We start from the raw sequence: 19,423 nt of genomic DNA, 5'->3' as shown, positions 1-19,423 counted from the left end.
GTCACCCAAATCCGGGAAAATAAAGCAAAATGGTCACAGCGTGGCTCACAGGCGCTTTGACCGAACTATCCAGTTTTTGGCAGGGTCGGCGCCTGTGAGCGTGGGGCGTCGGGCGATCGCGCCAGCATCGTACCCCCCCTCCCCTGGAGAAGCCGGGGGATTTGCCTGTGGAGGCCGAGTAAGACCGAACGAGGTCAAGATCGAGAGGCATCGGCTGTTGAAACAGGAAACTGCTTGTCGGTCGCGCGGCGATCCTCCTGGGGAAACGCTTCGCGAACGCAAGTGGTACTTCACACCCAGCACAATCCCGATCCGTTTGGGGTTGAGTTGGATCGTAATGGCGAATCTAGCTGAGGTTATACGGTTTAATGACAGTCCAACAGCCCACAAATACTTCCATGACCACGAGTAAATCGTCCAATACCTTTAGAACTACGATTCTCAGTGTAGACCTGGGACGAACCGCGACCAAAGCCTGCGTCAATCGCGACCCCAATCAAGTCGTGTTCATCCCCTCCAACGTCAAATGCGTCCCCATCGAAAAACTGCGCGGTGGCGAGTTTGAAGCCCGCCCCAGCGATGCGTTGATGGATATTTGGCTCGAATCCCAAGGACGCGGTTATGCCCTCGGTCAATTGGCGGCGGACTTCGGCGCCGATCTCGGCGTCGGCGCTTCCAAAGTGGAGAATTCTTTGACCAAGGTTTTGGCTTGTGTCGGCTATTTCGGTATCGAGAACGACGTGGCGATCGTTTTGGGGCTGCCGTTTCACTCGCAAGACGAATTCGAGCAAGAAAAAGAAGAAATTGTCAACCTCCTGAGCGGATCGCACCAAATGAATTATCGCGGTCAGCCGATCTCGGTCAACGTCCAGAAAGTTTGGGTGATGCCCGAAGGCTACGGCAGTCTCATTTGGTGCGAATCTCAGGAAAAAGCCGATAAAAAAGGCAGCTCTCCCGATTTTTCCAAACTTTCCGTCGCCGTCGTCGATATCGGACACCAAACCACCGATTGTCTCATGGTCGATGCCTTCCGCTTGGCTCGCGGGGCTTCTCAAAGCGAAGCGTTCGGCATGAGCGAATTTTACAAGCGCGTCGCGGCGGAAGTTGAAAAAGTCGCTCAATCGGATATAAAGGTAGACAGCCAGTCTTTAACCTTGATTAATGCGGTCAACCGTCCTCGCGGGGAACGCTTCTTCCGCCCTCGTGGTGCCGTTAAACCGATCAACCTCGACGATTTTCTCCCGAATCTTCAAGAACATTTCGCTCGCGAATTGTCCGATCGCGTCGTGGCTTGGCTTCCCGAACGGGTGACCGATGTCATCCTCACCGGAGGCGGTGGCGAATTCTTCTATGCAGGACTCGAACCCCTACTCAAGGGCGCTGGACTGAGAGTGCATTTAGCCCAACCTTCGCGACAAGCGAACTCGGTGGGTCAGTATCTGTACGCTGAGGCCCAACTGGCTGCTGCATCTTCGTTCAACCGATCCTCTAGAGCCTAAAGCTAATGAGACTGTGGTCAAACAACACAAAGAAGCGTGTCGAGTTTACCGACGAGGTGGCCGACCGGACTTTGTTAGCCTCTGTAGAAGCTGAGTTAGCAAAGCACCCGTCGAAAAGTTTCAGTCATTTGTGCAAGCAAGCCCTGTGGCAGTTGTTACACGTTCCGGACTCGGTACGACCGACATCCTCAATGGGTGCCGTTGACGAGCAAATTGCCCGCCTCCAGGGTCAATTGGCGAATTTGGAACAGCGTATCGCCGCCAAGGAAGCAAATCGACTCGACGACATCGAACGTCAGGTGCAGCAACTCACTGTGCAGGTGTCGCAGTTGGCGATCGCAGTCGGTCAAGGCGGCTCTTTCTCTGGGTCGCCACCTCAGCCAGAACCGGAACCGGAACCTCCACCGCAACCTGTCGATCCGATGTTGAGTCGTTTGAGTTCGTTAGTCGATGATTTTTAAAGTCGCTTGGGTTGATTGAATTCGGATCTCAACATTACCTCTGTTGCATTCGAGAGCCATCGGTCAAATGTTGTTGACGGGTGGCTCTTCCCATTTCGGACACGGAGCAAGAACTCCCCCGGTATCGGGCACAAAACCCGATCGCCTCTGCTGACTCTCCTACGGCTTCCTTTCCTCTCAATCCTCCTCGTATTCGACCCAAGAATTGGGGGTTTCCGAAACGGCAACTTTTAACTCGACCCCTTCGGGCAACCGTCGCTTGGTTTCGTGATAAATATATTGCGCGATCGCTTCTGCGGTCGTGTCGTATTCCGGCGGCAAAATTTCATTGAGAACCCCGTGATCTAAACCCCCTTTAGTCGCATCTCGTTTCGCCCATCGGAGGGTTTTAAAATCGGCAACCATCACGGGATGCGGACAGTATTCTGAGGGGTGCAGTTGCCGCGAAATCACTTCGAGACGCACTTTATAAGTATGTCCGTGCAAGCGCCCGCAAGGCCCGTTATAGTCGCGAATGTAATGGGCGCTGTCAAAGGTGAATTCGGTGGTTAATTTCCATTTGGGCATTGGGAATTTTTGTAGAGTTGAGAATTGTAGGGAATTCAGAAGAGGCGATCGGGTTGGCGGCCCTGGGCCGTTGTTAATTCTGGGGTCTGACTTGTGCGGGCTTGCGTGGGCTAAGGAATAATATCGGTAACGACATTCCCCCCGGTGACGACGACATTGCGATCGCGCAACTTGCCAAATGCTTTCGGTCCACTCAAGGTCATCGGCGGTTCGCTCTGGCGGTAAATCACATCCCCTTGCGCCTCAAATTCCTCTGTTGGAATCGACCAGGTCATGCGGTCGGCTTGTAAGTTCGCTTCTGGGTTACGGGCGACTCCGGTGACGCCTCCGGTCAATTCGGCGAGTTTGCGGTCGATTTCCAAGCGTCCTCGTTGACCTGTAAAGGTTAATTCTTGTTTTCGTTGGACGAGGGTGACGGGTTGGGTCGAATCGATGGTTTGAGCGTCGAGATCCCACACCATGCGATCGCCCGTCACGGTTAAGGGCGGTTCGGTTAAGCGAATCTCGGTATTTTGCTGAAAGTCGGCGATTTTGGTGTCGATTTTCAGTTGGGCCCGATCGCTGACGGCGACATCGGTCGCGGCGCAGTCTCGGACGTTCTCGCACGGATAGCGCTCGATTTGGATGGGGCGATCGCTCGTGACGCTGCGATCGTCAATTTGCCAGACGAAATGCTCGCCACTTAACTGCAACACGGGCGCTTGTCGGGTGGTTCCGATCGCGTTCCCCGTCAATTCGATCCGCTTGGCGCGACTGTAGGCGCGCGCTTCATTACCGGAAATCTCCATTTCGGGATGAGTTCCGCGCACGTTATTGCGAACCACGAGCAAATCTTCGGCGGGCAGCCATTCGAGTTCTTCCCCTTCCAGCACTGCTTTCGTCGCGACCGCCGTAGCGACGATCTCCTCTTTGAGCAAAATTTTGGCGCCGTTTTGATACACTTCCCCCCGTTTGGCGCGGATTTTGTAGACCAACTCCCCGGCGCGAAATAATTCGCCTTCCGGTCGTTCTACGTAAGTCACTTCATTCTCGGCGCTGTAACGGGCGATCGGCGATCGCACCTTCCAGACCATCTTACCCTCGTCGTCCACCTGTTCGAGGGTCACGTCATTGAAGGTCAGCGCTTTTTCGATCGCCTCGTCCGTCGGAGTCGAAGGCGCACTTTCTTTCCCCCCCTGAAAGGCGCCACAGCCGTTCGAGGCGATCGTCAGCGCACAGCACAAGCACAACAGGCCACTTCTGCGGATCGCGACCTTTTTGCTCGCCCTTTTGAGTCTTGCAAACAGTTCAGGCACGTTCTTCGTGTTCGTCGGCAATCCCGATCCCGGACAGGGGCCGATAGGTATAGTTCGGATGTCTTGGGGTTTTTTGAATGTCTTCTTTAATCGATTCTAAATCGATGTAGCGATCGGCGACGTTGATCAAACTGTCGCTGGTCATCGATCGCAGGCTGACTACTTCGACGCGCACCCCGCGATAACTGACCGCATCGACCGCATAGGCGAGATCGCCGTCTCCACTAACCAACACTGCGGTATCGTAGGACCCCACCAAGGCCATCATATCGACGGCGATTTCCACGTCTAAGTTGGCTTTTTTAGAACCGTCGGGCAGTTGCACTAAGTCTTTAGAGATCACCCGGTAGCCGTTGCGCCGCATCCATAGCAAAAATCCCTGTTGTTTTTCGTTGGTGCGATCGACCCCGGTATAGAAGAAGGATCGCAACAACCGCGATCCGGCGGTGAGGCGACAGAGCAATTTGGTGTAATCAATTTCAATTCCCAATTGCAAGGCTGCATAAAATAAGTTCGACCCGTCGATAAAAATCGCGACGCGCCCCCGATTTTCTAAAACCTGTTCCGGTGTAAATATGGTGTTATTTTCAGGATGTTGTAACATTTTCTTATTTTCCTCTTTTTTATCAAAAAATTGATACCAAAAATGGATTGAACGAAAGGAGAACCGTCAGACTGTAGCGATCGACGTCGCTGGTTTAAATCTCGCTCGACTTTTCGTTTAGATGCTTCGATCTCCGATGTAGATCCCTGACTTTTACGGAGTGGTCACTCCCGCAAACCTCCTTATGTTTTCCTTGGAGTATCTGGAAGTAAAAAGCCAATTGCCCTAGGCTCGTTCCCTGGTTCAAGTCCTCAAAGCAATTGGAATTTAGCGTTGGTCGGATCGCCCTTAATTTTTTTTTCCTGTTTCTCCCTAGAATAGATGCCTGTTGTCCTCCTTTCTCCAGGCGACGATCGCGGGGGGGAGACGATCGGGGGGGAGACGATCGCGGCGGCGATCGCTCCGCTTTGCGTTTATTCCAAACGACTAAAAACAGGTTGAGGTTGCCCTAATGTCTGTCTGTTGGGTAGTGTTCCCCAACGGACGTGAACAGTAAAGCTTTCCTTAACATCCCTTAATGTTTTGCCGCTATTTCTGTCGTTGAAATCGATCGAATAACCGAGTTGTCGGTAGATTTCGGTACTGGTATTGGGGACGATCGGAGCCAGGAGGTAAGCGGCCAATCTGACCGATTCTAAGACGCTGTAAAGAATTTGTTCGACGGCTTGTTGTTCCCCTTGTTTGTACAATTTCCAAGGAGCGCGATCGTCGATATATTTATTCCCCATCCTGACGAGGGCAAGAACGGCTTCGCAGGCGCGATCGAATCGTAAAGATTCGTAAGCGGCGATCGCCTCTTCCCCGAGGGAAGATCCGGCAACTTTTAAGGGACAATCGTCGGGGATCTCGGCTCCACTGAGATCGGGAACGACCCCCTGACAATATTTGTGGGCCATTTTCAACGTCCGATTTAATAAATTCCCCAGGTCGTTTGCCAAATCGGCATTGAGAATATTTTTAAACCGGGTTTCGTTGAAATCTCCATCACGACCGAATTCAATCTCTTTGAGAAAGTAATAACGAACGGCATCGGATCCGTAGCGATCCACTAACTCAAATGGATTGAGGGTATTGCCCAAACTTTTACCCATTTTTTGACCGTCTTTTGTCAAGAACCCATGTCCGAAAACCTTATTGGGTAAGGGCAATCCGGCGGACATCCACATCGCGGGCCAATAGACCGCATGAAAGCGGAGAATATCTTTACCGATCGCGTGTATGGTAATCGGCCACCACTTGGCGATCGCGTTTTCTAAGGTGGGTTCGTCGTCGGGATCGAGTAAGGCGGTGACGTACCCGAGGAGGGCGTCAAACCAAACGTAGAGGGTATGACTGGGATCCCCCGGAACCGGAAATCCCCAATCGAGATTGACCCGAGAAACGGAAAAATCTTGCAGTCCCCGTTCGACAAAACTGAGGACTTCATTGCGGCGACTTTCCGGCTGAATAAAGTCGGGACGGTCTCGATAGAGGGCTTCGAGTTGACTTTGGTATTTCGAGAGGCGGAAGAAATAGTTTTCTTCGTCGCGCCATTCGGCTTCTCGATTGGAGTGGATCGGGCAGTGATGACCTTCGAGGAGGTCGCGTTCTTCTTTGAATTCTTCACAAGAAACACAGTACCACCCTTGTTGCCGTCCGAGATAGATGTCTCCGTTATCCCAGACGCGCTGAAAAAAGGCATTGACGACGTGTTCGTGACGCGGATCTGTAGTCCGAATAAAGCGATCGTAGTGAATGTTAAGTTTGTGCCACAATTCCTCGAATCCTGCCGCGACGCGATCGCAGTGTTCTTGCGGCGTACTTCCCGCCGCTTCGGCGGTTCGCTGAATTTTTTGCCCGTGTTCGTCGGTTCCGGTAATCGTCAATACCGATTTACCTCGCAATCGCTCGAAACGACCGAGAACATCGACAGCCATGGTCGTGTAAGCACTGCCAATGTGCGGGAGGTCGTTGACGTAGTAAAGCGGTGTGGCGATCGAAAACCTATTCTTATTGTGTTCGGACTCGATATAGCTCATGGATAAAGTCAAAAATGACCCCCATTTTCTGATGAACGACATACATGAGGGACTTCAGGTTTCTATTTTAGTAGGTATGTCGCCACGGTAACGATTAAAGTTGAATGAGCGATCGCGCAATTGCCCAAAACCTTAAATTTCTCGATAAATTTTTATATCTTTCATCGGGATGATACTTAAATTATCTGACAAAAATCTTAATATTTATCCCGATTCCAAGACGGACTTGTGTTGAGTTTAGCCTCCTGCAAACTGACCGATCGCCTTTCCCCTACCCTAGTAACGATCGGATTGTTTCAGCCAGAACGTCTTGCCAATATTATATCGATCTGCGAGATGGCTGGCACCCAGATCGATGGGCTTGACTTTGCCAATTCGAGGGAAACAATCGGACTCTCGCACGGAGCCAATCTCGATCTCCTCTCTGGCTTACGCTTAAAATTGCTGGCGAGGATCGATAAACCAACTATCGATTTATCATATTTTTCAACAACTGTAAAGTAATATTACACTCTATTTTGAGACCGCACAAAATTCATCAGGCAGTTACGCTCTATAGTTGCGATGTCATTCGATCGCCGATTACCAATTTCACGGGGGTTTCTCTGGGGGGTTGGAACCAAGATTTTCGTTTACAACGAGGATCGCATTCCACCTTCGGGAGCCGCCGTGTTCGTCAGCAATCACCGTAGTTTCATGGACGCTCCCCTATTGATGGCGGCGAGCGGACGACCGATTAACTTTGTCTGTCATCACTACATGACCCGAGTGCCGGGATTGCGGGAATTCGTCGATGCGTTCGGCTGTTTGCCCCTGGAACCGAACGATCGCCCGCAACACCGCTTTTTCCGCAAAGCCCTGCGTTGCTTGCGACAGCAGCAGGCGATCGGAATCTTCCCCGAAGGTGCATCGAGCATGGTGCAGATGAGCGCTGCGAACGAGCTGGCGCCCTTTAATCCCGGGTTCGCCCATTTGGCCTTGAGCGCGCCCGTGGATGAGTTAGCAGTGATCCCCGTGGCGATCGCCTCTGTGGAAGAAACCGTTTACAACCCCTTACCCGTAAGGATGCTGAGCTGGTTCGACCCGTCCGAACCCTATTTCCAACAAGACGGCTGGCACCCGATCGTCATTTACCGACGAGTCAACTTGCTGTTCGGTCGTCCGCGTTGGATTTCGCGATCGCGACGCCAAGGCGATCGCCCCTCTTTCGACAAAACCGCCATTGAGGAGTTAAACGCGGACTGCTACGGTGAAATTGCCCGTCTCCTGCGTCGGGGTTCCTACTAAACCCCCGTCGCTTTTTAATTCCCCCATCCCCGTTCGTTCCTCGTCATGTCAGAGTTAAATCGTGCCTTCGAGCTCTTGCAACCCGTTCCCGACCGTGGCGATCGCCCGATTTTAGTCTTTTTCCCCGGAATGGACGGTCGCGGCACCTTGCTACAGGCCCAAATTGAAAAAGGTCTCGATCGCGCCTTCGACCTCCGGTGTTTGAGTTTGCCCCCGAACGAGCGCTGCTCGTGGTTTGAAATGACCGAACGGGCGATCGCCGCCCTCAGAACTGCCAAAGGCGATCGCCGCCGTCCACTTTACCTCTGTGCCGAATCTTTCGGGGGCTGTCTCGCCTTAAACGTGCTGCTCGCGACTGGGGATCTCGTCGATCGCGCCGTCTTAGTCAATCCCGCCTCCGCCTTCGATCGCCGCCCCTGGATTCAGTGGGGATCGCACTTGAGCGGCTGGATTCCCACCCCCCTGTACCCCCTCAGCGCGATCGCCTTACTGCCCTTTCTCGCCTCCCTCGGGCGCCTTTCCCGACGCGAAAGCCAAGCGCTGCTCGCCGCCATGCAGTCCCTTCCCCAAGAAACTAGCAGTTGGCGGATTGGCTTGCTGCGCGACTTCGCGATCGCCCCGGAACAACTACGCCAGATTCGAGTCCCCGTGGCGATCGTGGCCAGTGGCGCCGACCGCCTGCTCGCCTCGATCGCCGAATCCGAACGCTTGCTGACCCATCTGGGCAATGCCCGCCGGGTTATCTTACCCGAAAGCGGTCATGCGTGCCTGCTCGAAACCGAGGTCAATCTCTATCAACTGCTCGGCGATCTCGACTTTTTGCCCTCCCGCCGCGATCGGGCTTACTCCAGGGTGCGATCGTAACTGAAAGGGGATCGGCCCCATGGTCGGAAACCCAAAACAATTGCTAAAATAGCGGACGGGTTACTAGCTCAACGGCAGAGCGCGGGACTCTTAATCCCTCGGTTCGGGGTTCGAATCCCCGGTAACCCATTCGTTCTCGTCCCGAGAATCGGGTACTCATGCCCACCCTGGGGACTCTCCAGGCCGATCCGCTTGTCCTAAACCCGTCTGTCGAGGTGGTAGAGTCATGTCACATTTCACGACGATCCAAACTCAAATTAAAGCGATCGACCCTCTAGTAAAGGCTCTCGCGGATCTCGGTTTCGATTGCGTAGAAGTTCATCAAATTCCTCAACCACTTTACGGCTATCAAGGCGACCGACGCTCGCAAACTGCCGAAGTCATTGTCCGACGGCAATATATCGGTGCCAACAGCAACGATATCGGATTTAAGCGGCAGCCAGACAACACCTTTGAAGCGATTATTTCCGAATACGATCGCCAGCAATATTCGCGCCAGTGGATCGAGCAGTTAACCCAACGCTATGCGTACCATCAGTTAATGGCTGAAGCTCCGGCGCAAGGGTTTAATATCGAATCGGAAGAAACCTTAGAAGACGGTACGATTCGCGTGGTGGTCGGACGCTGGGTGTGAGCTTACGGCGCGTTGGTTTCGGTTTCTACCGGGGTCGGTTGCGGCGATGTCGGTTTCGGTAAATCGCGATCGAAAACCGAGGTCATGAACACGGAAAAAATAGCCAGGATAAATAACAGGGCGATCGCGTCGCCTATGCCAAATCCTTCGTACTTACGACGGCGACGATCGGCGAATTCACGATAATGGCGATCGTGGCGATCGTGGCGATCGTGGCGATCGTCGAGCTCGTCGAGATAGTCGAGATAGTCGAGATAGTCGCGACGGGGGTTAAACTCGTCGTAACGCTCCTCATCCCGCTCGCGATTGAAACGGGAATGGCGATGGTCTTGGGGAGACGGTTGGCGATCGAGTCGGTCTCCTTCTTTTCTGCGGGTAATCATGATGGTACCTCATTAACATTGGGGGTCTCGTATCGATTCAATTCGAGCTTATAAAACACTCAGGGGTTAAAAAGGGCGAACTATAGCAGTTGTTCGAGCGTCCGTCAGGGAAAGGGGCGATCGCCGGGCAAGTTCGTGGGTTGACGACGGAAACAACAGACAATTCTGAAATTGTCCCGAATAACTTTTCGGCGAACGCCCGTCCGATGCTAGGAAAAAGGCAACGGGGAGAAGACCGATCCGTCCGTTTTTCCAGACCCGAAATCGCCTTTGACGGGAGTGCGACCCGGCGAACCGGATCGAACGGGAACGGTCACCATTAAGTCTTTCTAAAATCCTCGTCAGACGACCTCCAACAGGCGCCGGGCGATCCTAGAGGCCAAAATTCTAGAATCTAGAATTGAGTAAGCTTCTAGCGAGCGCGAACAACCCCTAAAAATTTTGCGCCGCGAGGGGGAACCCCGATCGCGCGGTTCTCCTTTGGAGACGCTTTCGCGAACGCTATGTCAACGAATCACAAGGGGTTGCGAGTGCAATTTTCCAAACCATCCATGACCGTCATCGACGTGACTGAACCCCGACCTTCCGTGAGATCCCGCCTTGGAGCGTGGCAAATTCCCCTCCGTCTCCTTCTCGTGGTTCCCTTTGTCGTTCAAATTTCCGTGGCGGTGGGGTTGACCGGATGGCTTTCGCTCAAAAATGGAGAACAAGCGGTCAACGATTTAGCCTCCCAACTGCGCGCCGAAATTGGGGCTCGGATCGACCAACAACTGCATAATTACTTGCAAGTTCCGCGTACCCTCGATCGCATCAACGCTCACGCGATCGAATTGGGACAAATTGACATTACCGATACCGCCAGTTTGACCCGTCAATTTTGGCGACAACGGGATCTCTTTAAACCCGTCGTCGTTTCCGCCCTTTATTTTGGCGGGGCCGACGGGGAATTTATCGGGTTGGGATTTCAAAATGATAATACTTGGCAAGTCGGAAGAGCGGGAGCATATACCGAGGGAAAGTTCCACAGTTACGCCACCGACGATCGCGGGAATCCGACGGATTTACTCGAAGTGGGTAACGCTTACGACCCGCGTGTTCGACCTTGGTATCGCAATGCGATTGAAGCGAGACAACCGACTTGGAGCGATATTTATGTCGATTTTAAAGATCCGCGTTTAAAAATTACCTTAGTCGAAGCGATTTATCGCGATGATGGCAGTTTGCTCGGGGTTTTGGGGGTCGATTTTGTTCTGTCCCACATTCGTTCTTTTCTGCAAGGATTACAAATTGGCCAGTCGGGACAGACGTTTATTATGGAACGTTCCGGTTTGTTGGTGGCGTCGTCGGTGTCTCAAGATCCGTTTAATAAAGTCGGCGATCGCGTAGAGCGGATTAAAGCTGAAGATGTAGGACATCCGTTAATTCGCAATACCGCACGCATGTTAGATGGATATTTTAATCAAAATTTAGATAAAATTACCCAAACTCGTCAATTACAGTTTCAATTGAACGGAGAAAAACACTTCGTTCAAGTGATGCCTTTTAGCGATGGAGAAAATTTAGATTGGTTAATTGTGATTGTGGTGCCGGAAGCGGATTTTATGGAACGCATTCACGTCAACACCCGCACCACGATTCAACTGTGCGCGATCGCCTTAATTGTAGCGAGTTTGGTCGGGTGGATGACCTCTCGTTGGATTACCCAACCGATTTTGCGCTTGAGTGAGGCGAGTATGGAGATCGCCGAGGGGAATTTTAATCAGAAAATTCGGGTGAAATGGCCGAATGAATTAGTTTTATTGGCGAATTCATTCAATGAGATGAGCGTTCAGTTAAAGAGTTCCCACGACCAGCTAGCGGAGTATTCGCGATCGCTGGAGTATAAAGTCCGAGAACGCACCCTCGAACTTCAACAAGAAAAAGAAAAATCCGAACAATTATTGTTAAATATTCTACCCAAACCGATCGCCGAGCGCTTAAAAAATGACCAAAGCGCGATCGCCGAAAATTTCGACTGCGTGACGATTTTATTTGCGGATATTGTCGGATTTACGCAGTTGTCGGCGCGGTTGACCCCTTCGGAGTTAGTGGAAGTTCTCAATCAGATTTTCTCTGTCTTTGACGAGTTAAGCGAACGACATCAATTAGAAAAAATTAAAACGATTGGGGATGCGTATATGGTGGTCGGCGGTTTACCGTTAGGAACGGCGGATCCGACGGCGGCGATCGCCGATATGGCGTTAGAAATGCAACGATTTATTCGCAGTTTTCGCACGATTTACGACGAATCTTTTCAAATTCGGATCGGAATTCATTGCGGTTCGGTGGTGGCGGGAGTGATTGGGACGAAAAAGTTTATTTATGACTTGTGGGGAGATACGGTGAATGTGGCGTCGCGGATGGAGTCGCAAGGGAGTCCGGGACAGATTCAAGTGACGGAGGCGGTTTATTCGGTATTGCACGATCGCTATCATTTTGAAAAACGGGGGGCGATCTCGGTGAAAGGGAAGGGAGAAATGACTACGTATTGGTTAGTAGACGGGCGATCGCCTCCCGAAGATTATCAAATTTAAAGGGATTAAAGGGATTAAAAATTGGGCGATCGCTGAATTTAGAAAGAATAGAACAAACTAGAAATTCTTCTAGGGATTGGGATGGCGAATATAGCCCCACATTCCTCCATCAAGAATCGTATTGTAGTCGGCGAAAACCATCACTTGCGGGACGAAAGATCCGCCGACTGCAACCCAATTACCGCCGAGATTGACCCGTGCCAGTCCGTCGGAAAAAGAGTCCGCTTGAGCGAAGACGGGGGGAATCACGAAATTACCCTGGCGATCGATAAATCCGGCTTTTTCTCCGAGTTGAACCGCCGCCAAGCCTTCGGAAAAGGGAAGGGCTGCGGGGATTTCGGCGGGAAGAACCCGGGCGTCGCCGCCGTCGGCAGGACGTTCGGCGACGGGGGCGTAAAATTGAGGGGCGATCGCCCATTCCCCGGTGTTATCGATATATCCCCATTTGCCATTGCTTTTGGCGGGGGCTAAACCTTCGGAAAACTGACCTGCCCGTTCATATTGGGGAGCGATCGCCCATGCCCCGGTTTTGTCGATATAACCCCATTGGCTGTCAAGATTGACGCGAACCGCCGCCAATCCTTCAGAAAAGGAGCCACCTTGCCAGTATTGAGGTTCGATAACGATGTTGCCTTGGCGATCGAGATAGCCAATTTGAGAGAGATTGACGATGATTTTGGCCAATCCGTCAGAAAAGGGTTCGATCCGACCGGATAAATCCGTGGAAGCGACGATCTCGCCCGTGCGATCGATCAATTTCCAGGACTGATTGGGATAACGATCGAGGACGAGGACGGGGGCGATCCCTTCAGCAAAGGATTTGGCTTCGCTAAACTGCTCTTGGGGTTCGATCGCGAACTCGCCGTCGGGGGTGATATAGCCCCACATCAAGCCATTGTCGCCGGGAATGGCGACGGCGGCCAAATTGTCGGAAAACGGGGAGGCAACCGCAAATTCAGGGGGAATCACGACGGTTCCGCTCGTATCCATATAGCCATATTTTCCATCGATCGGGATGGGGGTCAAGCCGCCGTCGAATTGCCGGAAACCGCCGCGCGTCGGTGGAAAAGCGAGGCGCCAGCGTGCGGGGACGACAGAGGAAGCGGCGATCGTGTCGTCGAAACCGAGAGCCTGACAGAGTAAGGCGGCGACTTCGGCGCGGGTGGCGTTGTCGTTGGGGCGCAGTCGATCGACATCGGGGTAGTTGACCGCCAAACCGCCGAGGGTTCCGGCGGCGATCGCCTGTTTGGCATAGTCGGGGACGCGATCGGCATCCCGGAACGATTGCTGCAAAATCTCGGCGGGGTTCTCGTCGGGAACGATTAAACCGAGGGCGTTGGCGACGATCGCGATCGCCTGTACCCGAGGAATCGCCTGTTGGGGTCGGAAGGTGCCGTCGGGATATCCGGCGAAAAAGGCGCGGGCGCTGGCTTCGCGGATGGCATTGTAACCCCAGTAACGGCTGGGAACGTCGTTGAAGTTGACCGGACCGCGCACCCGAGGGATGTTGGGAAAGGTGTTGAGCATCAACACGGCAAATTCGGTGCGAGTGACGGTGGCGTTGGGTCGGAAACTGCCGTCGGGATAACCACTGACGAAGCCACGATCGAAGAGGCGATCGACGCAAGGGCGATTCCACAGACCGCCCGTATCCGTAAATCCCAAGGCGATCGGCGTTTGAACGGTCCACGCCACGGCACCCACGAGGGTCAGACGGCTCCACCACTGCCACAGTTTGTTCAATGCTTGCCCCTGCAAATTTGAGATTCCTTTTTCGAGTCGATCGTCAAATTGATTTTATCCGCAATTTCATCGATCGCCACCGGATTGTGGGCGGAGCGATGCTCCAAGGGAGCCGCTTCGCGAACGGGTCGCGTTTCCCAAAATCGGCTCTTGCGTCCGCCCGTATTTAGGAGCGATCGGAAGAGCGAATTAATTGAGTGGCGCGATCGGTATCGACGGGTTTGGAAAACCAATAACCTTGACCCTGCTGGCATCCCAACGTTTTGAGCTGTACCAGTTGTCCTGCGGTTTCGATCCCTTCGGCGATCGTGTTCATATCCAACGCATGAGCGAGACTGACGATCGCCTGGACGATTTCGAGGTCTTTCCCTTCACTCATCATCCGACTGACGAAGGAGCGATCGATCTTGAGGGTATCGATCGGAAATTGCGCTAAATGCGATAAGGACGAATACCCGGTGCCGAAATCGTCCAAACACAGGTGAATGCGCCGTTTTTTCAGTTCTAACAGGGTTTTGGTGGCGGCTTCCGTATCCCGCATCAGCACGCTTTCGGTAATTTCGAGCTTCAGCGCTTCCGGACTCAACCCGGTTTCGCGCAGGGTGCGATCGATGTTTTCGACTAAATCGGGCTGTAAAAACTGTTTCCCCGATAAATTGACGCTGAGGCTGAGGCGTTCGCAGGCGCGCGGATAGTCTCGCTGCCATCGGACGAGTTGCTGGCACGCTTCGTACAGAACCCATTCTCCCAGGGGAACGATCGTGCCGTTTTCTTCGGCGAGGGGGATGAACTGAGCCGGAGAAATCAAGCCTTTTTGAGGGTGGTGCCAGCGCACGAGGGTCTCGAAGCCGACTAAATGACCGTCGATCAGGGAGACGATCGGTTGGTAGGTCAAAAAGAGGTCGGTTTTGCCTTCGGTTTCGAGGTCGTGGAGGGTGCGGCGCAGGTCGTTTTCGAGTTGTAACCGTTGCACGGCGCGATCGTGCATGGCTTTGTCGAAGACCGCATAACGGGCTTTTCCGGCGGCTTTGGCGGCGTACATGGCCAGATCGGCGTTGCGTAGCAGGTCTGCCGGGGCTTCGTAATCGGTGGTACTCAGGGCGATGCCGATGCTGGCGGTGACGAACACTTCGTGTCCGCTAAAGGTGAAGGGGGCGCTCAGTTGGGCGTGGATGCTTTCGGCGATGACGGTGGCGTCTTCCAAACTGTGGAGGTTTTCGAGCAGGATCGTGAAGTGGTCGCCGCCGAGTCGGGCGACGGTGAAGTTGGCCGATCGCCTGCGGGAGGAAGACTGGCGGTAGTTATATAGGGGTTCGGCGACCGGAGGCGGCGGGTCGATCTCCTCGGCTAGAGAGGAGATCCCTTCGACTTCGGCGAGTCCTTTTTGCAGGCGATAGGCGATCGCGACGAGCAACATGTCGCCGATCGCGTGACCCAAACTGTCGTTGACGATTTTAAAACGGTCGAGATCGATAAACAGGACGGCAAACAGACGGTCGCTCCTGTCTTTGCCCCGTTGGCTGGCGGCGTGCAACTGTTCCATAAACAGTGCCCGGTTGGGCAACCCGGTCAAGGCGTCGTAATAGGCTTGGTGGATTAATTTTTGTTCGGCGTTTTTGCGCTCGGTAATATCGATTTGAACGCCGATAAAATGGGTCAATCGACCGCGATCGTTTTTGACCGGAGACAGGCGCAGTTCGTTCCAAAAGGGGGTGCGATCTTTGCGATAGTTCTGCAAAATTACCGTGCAGTCTTCTCCGTTGCGAATTGCCGATCGCAAGCGATTTAAAACGGTGGTGTCGCGTTTTTTCCCTTGTAAAAAGCGGCAGTTTTTACCGAGCACTTCCGCCGACCGATATCCGGTAATTTCTTCAAACGCCCGGTTGACGTAAACCACGGGATTGTCTCCGGCGCAAGCGTCGGTAATCACGATCCCGTTATTGCTGGCGGCGATCGCCCGTTCGAGCAGTTTGAGCCATTCTTCTTGTTGCTGGCGGTCGGTCACGTCCCGGGCGTTGACGACAAAGCCGCGAATGCTCGGATCGTCGAGGCGGTTGCTGCCGACGGATTCTAAATAAATCCACTCCCCATTTCCGTGCAGAAAGCGACATTCGATTTCGACGAGAAAATCCGGTCGGGCGAGGGCGGTTAAAAATAATTCTTGAAAGCGGTGGCGATCGTCGGGATGGATATATTCAAAAACATTTTTACCGATTAATTGTTCCGGGGTATATCCTAAGATTTTCTCGCTCGACGGACTGGCGTAGGCGATCGCCCCTCGGTCGGTGAGGATGGCGATCGTGTCGGAGGAATACTGCACCAAGGATCGAAAGCGTTCTTCGCTGCGATACAAGGCATCGACGGCGGCTTTGCGTTCGGTAATGTCGAGGGCGATAAAACAAACCCCGATGACTCGTTCGTTATCGTCAAACACCGGATAGTAACTGACTTCAAACCAGTTGTCCTCGGTTCCGTTCCCGCGAATGTTACGTTGGGTGGAGACGGAACGTCCCGCTAAGGCGGCGTGAAAGTCGCGGTTGAAGTCTTCTAAATCCTCGGGGGCGACGTATTCGTAAATGGAGTCTCCCGGCTGAATGGTTTTTTGCCAAACGGCTTCGGTGGCGAGGCGGGCGGTTTTGTTAAAGACTTGAATGCGATAGTCGCAATCGATAAAGACGACTGCTTGCAGGGAAGAATTGAGGATGGCTCTGAAGTGGGCTTCCGATTGGGTCAGGGCGGCTTCGGTTTGTTTGCGATCGCTGATATCGACGACAGTTCCGGTCATGCGGACGACTTCCCCGGCTTCGTCGCGGATGACATCCCCTTGAAAGGCGATCCAACGCACGCGACCGGAGGCGGAATCGAGCAGGCGGTGTTCGTTGTAGTAGTTGGTTTTGGCAGCGATCGCCGCCTGTCTGCGCAGGAGAATCGTGCGCGTGACGGCTTCGCGGACGGTCTGGCGATCGTCGGGATGGATGTATTGCCAGTAGGCGTCCGGGCGATCGCCAAAGCAGCCGGGGGGCAGTCCGAACATCTCTTCGACCCCGGGAGACCAGGTGACGCGGTTGCTGTGGCGGTCCCAATCCCAGACGCCCATGCGGGCGGCTTGCAGGGCTTGGCGCAGTCGGGTTTCGCTCTCTTGCAAGGCGAACAGGGCTTGCTGGCGAAACGCCTTCGGCGTCGCTTCGCTAACGGTGATATCGACGATATAGCCGCGATAGTGGAGGATTTCGCCGTGGCGATCGCGCACGACCACGGTAAAATCGCGAATCCAGCGACTTTCGCCGTTCGCACAACAAATCCGGTAATTTTGCTCGAAGCGGTCTTGTCCGGCGGCGAGGAACTGTTCGACTTCGGCGGCGACCCGGGGTAAGTCCTCGGGATGGACGATCTCGGCGTAGCACAAGCCTTCTTCGATAAAGGTTTGGGGATGGTAGCCGAATTGGGTGACGTTGGGCGAGACCGATTCTACGGGCCAGTTTTCTCGGGGTTGCCATTGGAACACGGTGACCGGGCCGCCGACGAACAGATCGCTTTCGGTTTGGGGGGCGATCGGGTCGTAGCTCCCTTGGAGCATTGCCGCCGTGGGGGGCAGTTCTCGCACTTTGCCAAATAAGCCGATCGGATCTCCGAAGGTGTTATATAGGGGGTGGGTTTCGTGGCGGTAGAGGCTGCCGTCGGCGGATTCGACCCAGGTTTCGGCTCGGCCCGCGAGTCCTCGGGCGATCGCCCGGGAGATTTCGGGGCGCTGGCGGTAGCGATCGAATGCCAATTCTGCCTCGATTTCGGCGTGATGTTCCTCGGCAGACGCGACTCGTTCGCCGCCGAAGATCCCGGGCGCGGATCCTTCGATTTGAAGGGGTCGTCCTTGGAGATCGAGGGTGTAAGTGAGGATGGAGCCGCCTTCTACGGTGAGTTGGTGTTTGCGTCGTTCGAGCTGGAGGGCTTCTTCGAGCTGGCGCCGTTCGAGTTCGGCGGTGGCGCGAGCGGCGAAACAGCGTAAAATCGAGTCGGTTTCTCCATCGGCGGTCCAGTGGCGATCTCCGATCAGTCCCACCAGTCCCAAAGCCCGACCGTCGCGACCTTCCAAGCGCACGCCGAAATACTGGCACGGTTCTTCGCCGTCGCTGTCGAGATCGTCGGCAAAGCGAAGGAGCTCGGGGGAGAGCCAACCGCTCCCCTGTCCGAGGTCTAGCACTTGCGCCCAGGGGGTTTGATTCAACCAATATTCCCCTTGCGGCAGGCACTCGCAGCCGGAACATTGGATTTGAATCGGTTGTTGGGGATGGCCGACCCAAATTCGGGCGGGGCGATCGTTCCCGCCGAACAGTTCGGCGACAAAGGCCGATCGTGCGCCGACGGCGAGGGCTAAATAACGCGCCAATTCGCCCAAGCAGGTCGTTCCCCCGTCGCCTAGGGGGCTGTCGAGCAGGACTTTGAGGGTATCTTTGGCTTGTTTGAAAGGGGTAATATCGATAAAGGTTTTTAAGAAGAGGGCTTCGTCGGCGATCGGGTGTTGGCGCGCGTTCATCGACACCCAAATCGGACTTCCATCTATTTTTTTAGCCAACAGTGGCCAGTCACTAATTTCGCCTCGTTCGGAGACGGACTGAACCAGTTCGGCCCGTTGGTTCGGATTCCAATACAGTTGAAGGGTTTGGCAGCCGACCAGTTGGCCGTCCTCGTAACCGAATAGTTTTTCTAATCGCGGGTTGGCATAGACAATTACCCCGTCGCTGGCGCGCACGAGAGCCATCGCAATGGGTAAGTCTTGACCGATTTGTTGGTAAATGGACTGTCCCTCGAACATCTTTTCTCTAGGGTCGGGGAATTCGAGCCACGGCAACCGTCTCGCCTGTGTTTGCAGGCTGCTTTCCGTTGTCGTTTGAGTGTGTTTAGAACTTTGGTTTTCTAAATTGCGGTTAGTCGAGGCGCGATCCCTTTGATGTCCGACTAATCCCATTGGTTCTCCTTCAATTACCCATCTTATCCGGGTTAGATGCCACCCCGGAAACTCAGCTAAAACTCAACATTTTGTTACTATATTAGTATTTTTCTTGCTTTTTAAAAATTAATTTAATCAAACTTAAACAAAAGTATAAAACTTGGGGATCGGCAAGAAGCTTAAAAAAAACTTAAGAATTCAATCCCTTTCTGGCTCGCCCCCTTGTTCTTAACTGTGGTAAAGCATGGGCGAAAGACGATCGCTTCGATCGCCGTTAAATCTCTCTTGAAAAAAAATATTTTTGGACTCGATTGCGGCCATTCTCTCGAACTTCAAACCGTTTTAGAAAATTTTGAGAATTTTGATACTTTTACCCGTCTCGATCGCCCGATCCGGGAACGGGGCGATCGTCGGGAGCGAATCCCCCGGATCCGAGATCGCCCGACCTCGCCCCAGATTTGTCAAATAACTTTTACATTTGTAAACATTATTTACAAATTTCAGGTAAAATAAAAACGACTGTAATCGAGCCGGGGAGCGCGCCGGACGG

Annotated in this window: 14 protein-coding genes and 1 tRNA gene; 8 read left to right on the top strand and 7 right to left on the bottom strand. The window is 53.5% G+C overall.

Translation table 11 applies throughout. From position 1 onward, the window contains the following. Positions 1-398: 398 nt before the first annotated feature. Both JJD41_RS13770 and JJD41_RS13765 read left to right on the top strand, forming a co-directional pair. Entirely contained in the window at positions 399-1,499 is a 1,101-nt protein-coding gene (locus tag JJD41_RS13770; RefSeq protein WP_234488627.1) for a ParM/StbA family protein, read from the top strand. Between the two features lie 5 nt (positions 1,500-1,504). Further along, on the top strand, positions 1,505-1,960 hold the full coding sequence (locus tag JJD41_RS13765) for a hypothetical protein (protein WP_200666792.1): 456 nt from the start codon (positions 1,505-1,507) through the stop codon (positions 1,958-1,960). Between the two features lie 177 nt (positions 1,961-2,137). On the opposite strand, the gene JJD41_RS13760 is transcribed toward JJD41_RS13765, so the two are convergent. The 4 genes from JJD41_RS13760 to metG all read right to left on the bottom strand — a co-directional run bounded on the left by JJD41_RS13760 (position 2,138) and on the right by metG (position 6,444). Beyond that, complete coding sequence (locus JJD41_RS13760; RefSeq protein ID WP_200666790.1) at positions 2,138-2,527, bottom strand: 6-pyruvoyl trahydropterin synthase family protein; 390 nt, start codon at positions 2,525-2,527, stop codon at positions 2,138-2,140. Between the two features lie 110 nt (positions 2,528-2,637). After that, a complete protein-coding gene (gene lptC / locus JJD41_RS13755; protein WP_200666788.1) occupies positions 2,638-3,822 on the bottom strand; it encodes an LPS export ABC transporter periplasmic protein LptC in 1,185 nt (394 codons plus the stop codon). After that, positions 3,815-4,426 (bottom strand): LabA-like NYN domain-containing protein, encoded by a 612-nt coding sequence (locus JJD41_RS13750; RefSeq protein ID WP_168567830.1) that lies wholly within the window; start codon positions 4,424-4,426, stop codon positions 3,815-3,817. Before JJD41_RS13750 ends, lptC begins: the two co-directional genes overlap by 8 nt. Positions 4,427-4,839: 413 nt before the next feature. Next, a complete protein-coding gene (metG, locus tag JJD41_RS13745) occupies positions 4,840-6,444 on the bottom strand; it encodes a methionine--tRNA ligase (RefSeq protein WP_200666786.1) in 1,605 nt (534 codons plus the stop codon). A 564-nt stretch (positions 6,445-7,008) separates the two neighbouring features. On the opposite strand from metG, the gene JJD41_RS13740 reads away from it, so the two are divergent. From JJD41_RS13740 to JJD41_RS13725, 4 genes are all read left to right on the top strand, one after another. Further along, positions 7,009-7,731, top strand: coding sequence for a lysophospholipid acyltransferase family protein (locus JJD41_RS13740; protein ID WP_200666784.1), 723 nt, complete (start codon positions 7,009-7,011; stop codon positions 7,729-7,731). Between the two features lie 45 nt (positions 7,732-7,776). Beyond that, complete coding sequence (locus JJD41_RS13735; protein WP_234488626.1) at positions 7,777-8,595, top strand: alpha/beta hydrolase; 819 nt, start codon at positions 7,777-7,779, stop codon at positions 8,593-8,595. 57 nt (positions 8,596-8,652) lie between these two features. Next, positions 8,653-8,724: transfer RNA gene (locus JJD41_RS13730), tRNA-Lys, on the top strand. 97 nt (positions 8,725-8,821) lie between these two features. After that, positions 8,822-9,229, top strand: a complete 408-nt coding sequence (locus tag JJD41_RS13725) for a DUF1257 domain-containing protein (protein WP_200666781.1) — start codon at positions 8,822-8,824, stop codon at positions 9,227-9,229. Positions 9,230-9,231: 2 nt separating this feature from the next. On the opposite strand, the gene JJD41_RS13720 is transcribed toward JJD41_RS13725, so the two are convergent. Then, the gene (locus JJD41_RS13720; RefSeq protein WP_200666779.1) at positions 9,232-9,612 is read right to left on the bottom strand and encodes a hypothetical protein; all 381 of its coding nucleotides are present in this window, start codon (positions 9,610-9,612) and stop codon (positions 9,232-9,234) included. A gap of 89 nt (positions 9,613-9,701) precedes the next feature. Here JJD41_RS13720 and JJD41_RS13715 point away from each other — a divergent pair, with 89 nt between their 5' ends. After that, on the top strand, positions 9,702-9,935 hold the full coding sequence (locus JJD41_RS13715) for a hypothetical protein (RefSeq protein ID WP_200666777.1): 234 nt from the start codon (positions 9,702-9,704) through the stop codon (positions 9,933-9,935). 180 nt (positions 9,936-10,115) lie between these two features. After that, positions 10,116-12,185, top strand: coding sequence for an adenylate/guanylate cyclase domain-containing protein (locus JJD41_RS13710; protein WP_234488625.1), 2,070 nt, complete (start codon positions 10,116-10,118; stop codon positions 12,183-12,185). A gap of 69 nt (positions 12,186-12,254) precedes the next feature. On the opposite strand, the gene JJD41_RS13705 is transcribed toward JJD41_RS13710, so the two are convergent. Together JJD41_RS13705 and JJD41_RS13700 are read right to left on the bottom strand one after the other, a co-directional pair. Continuing rightward, positions 12,255-13,943 (bottom strand): WG repeat-containing protein, encoded by a 1,689-nt coding sequence (locus tag JJD41_RS13705; RefSeq protein WP_200666773.1) that lies wholly within the window; start codon positions 13,941-13,943, stop codon positions 12,255-12,257. A gap of 151 nt (positions 13,944-14,094) precedes the next feature. Next, the gene (locus JJD41_RS13700; RefSeq protein WP_200666771.1) at positions 14,095-18,891 is read right to left on the bottom strand and encodes a PAS domain S-box protein; all 4,797 of its coding nucleotides are present in this window, start codon (positions 18,889-18,891) and stop codon (positions 14,095-14,097) included. Between the last annotated feature and the right edge of the window lie 532 nt (positions 18,892-19,423).

The organism is Oxynema mangrovii CENA135 (assembly GCF_016632315.1).
Classification (GTDB): Bacteria; Cyanobacteriota; Cyanobacteriia; order Cyanobacteriales; family Laspinemataceae; genus Oxynema; species Oxynema aestuarii.
The sequence above is the reverse complement of the archived record's forward strand: the minus strand, read 5'-3'. Positions and strand labels throughout refer to the sequence as shown.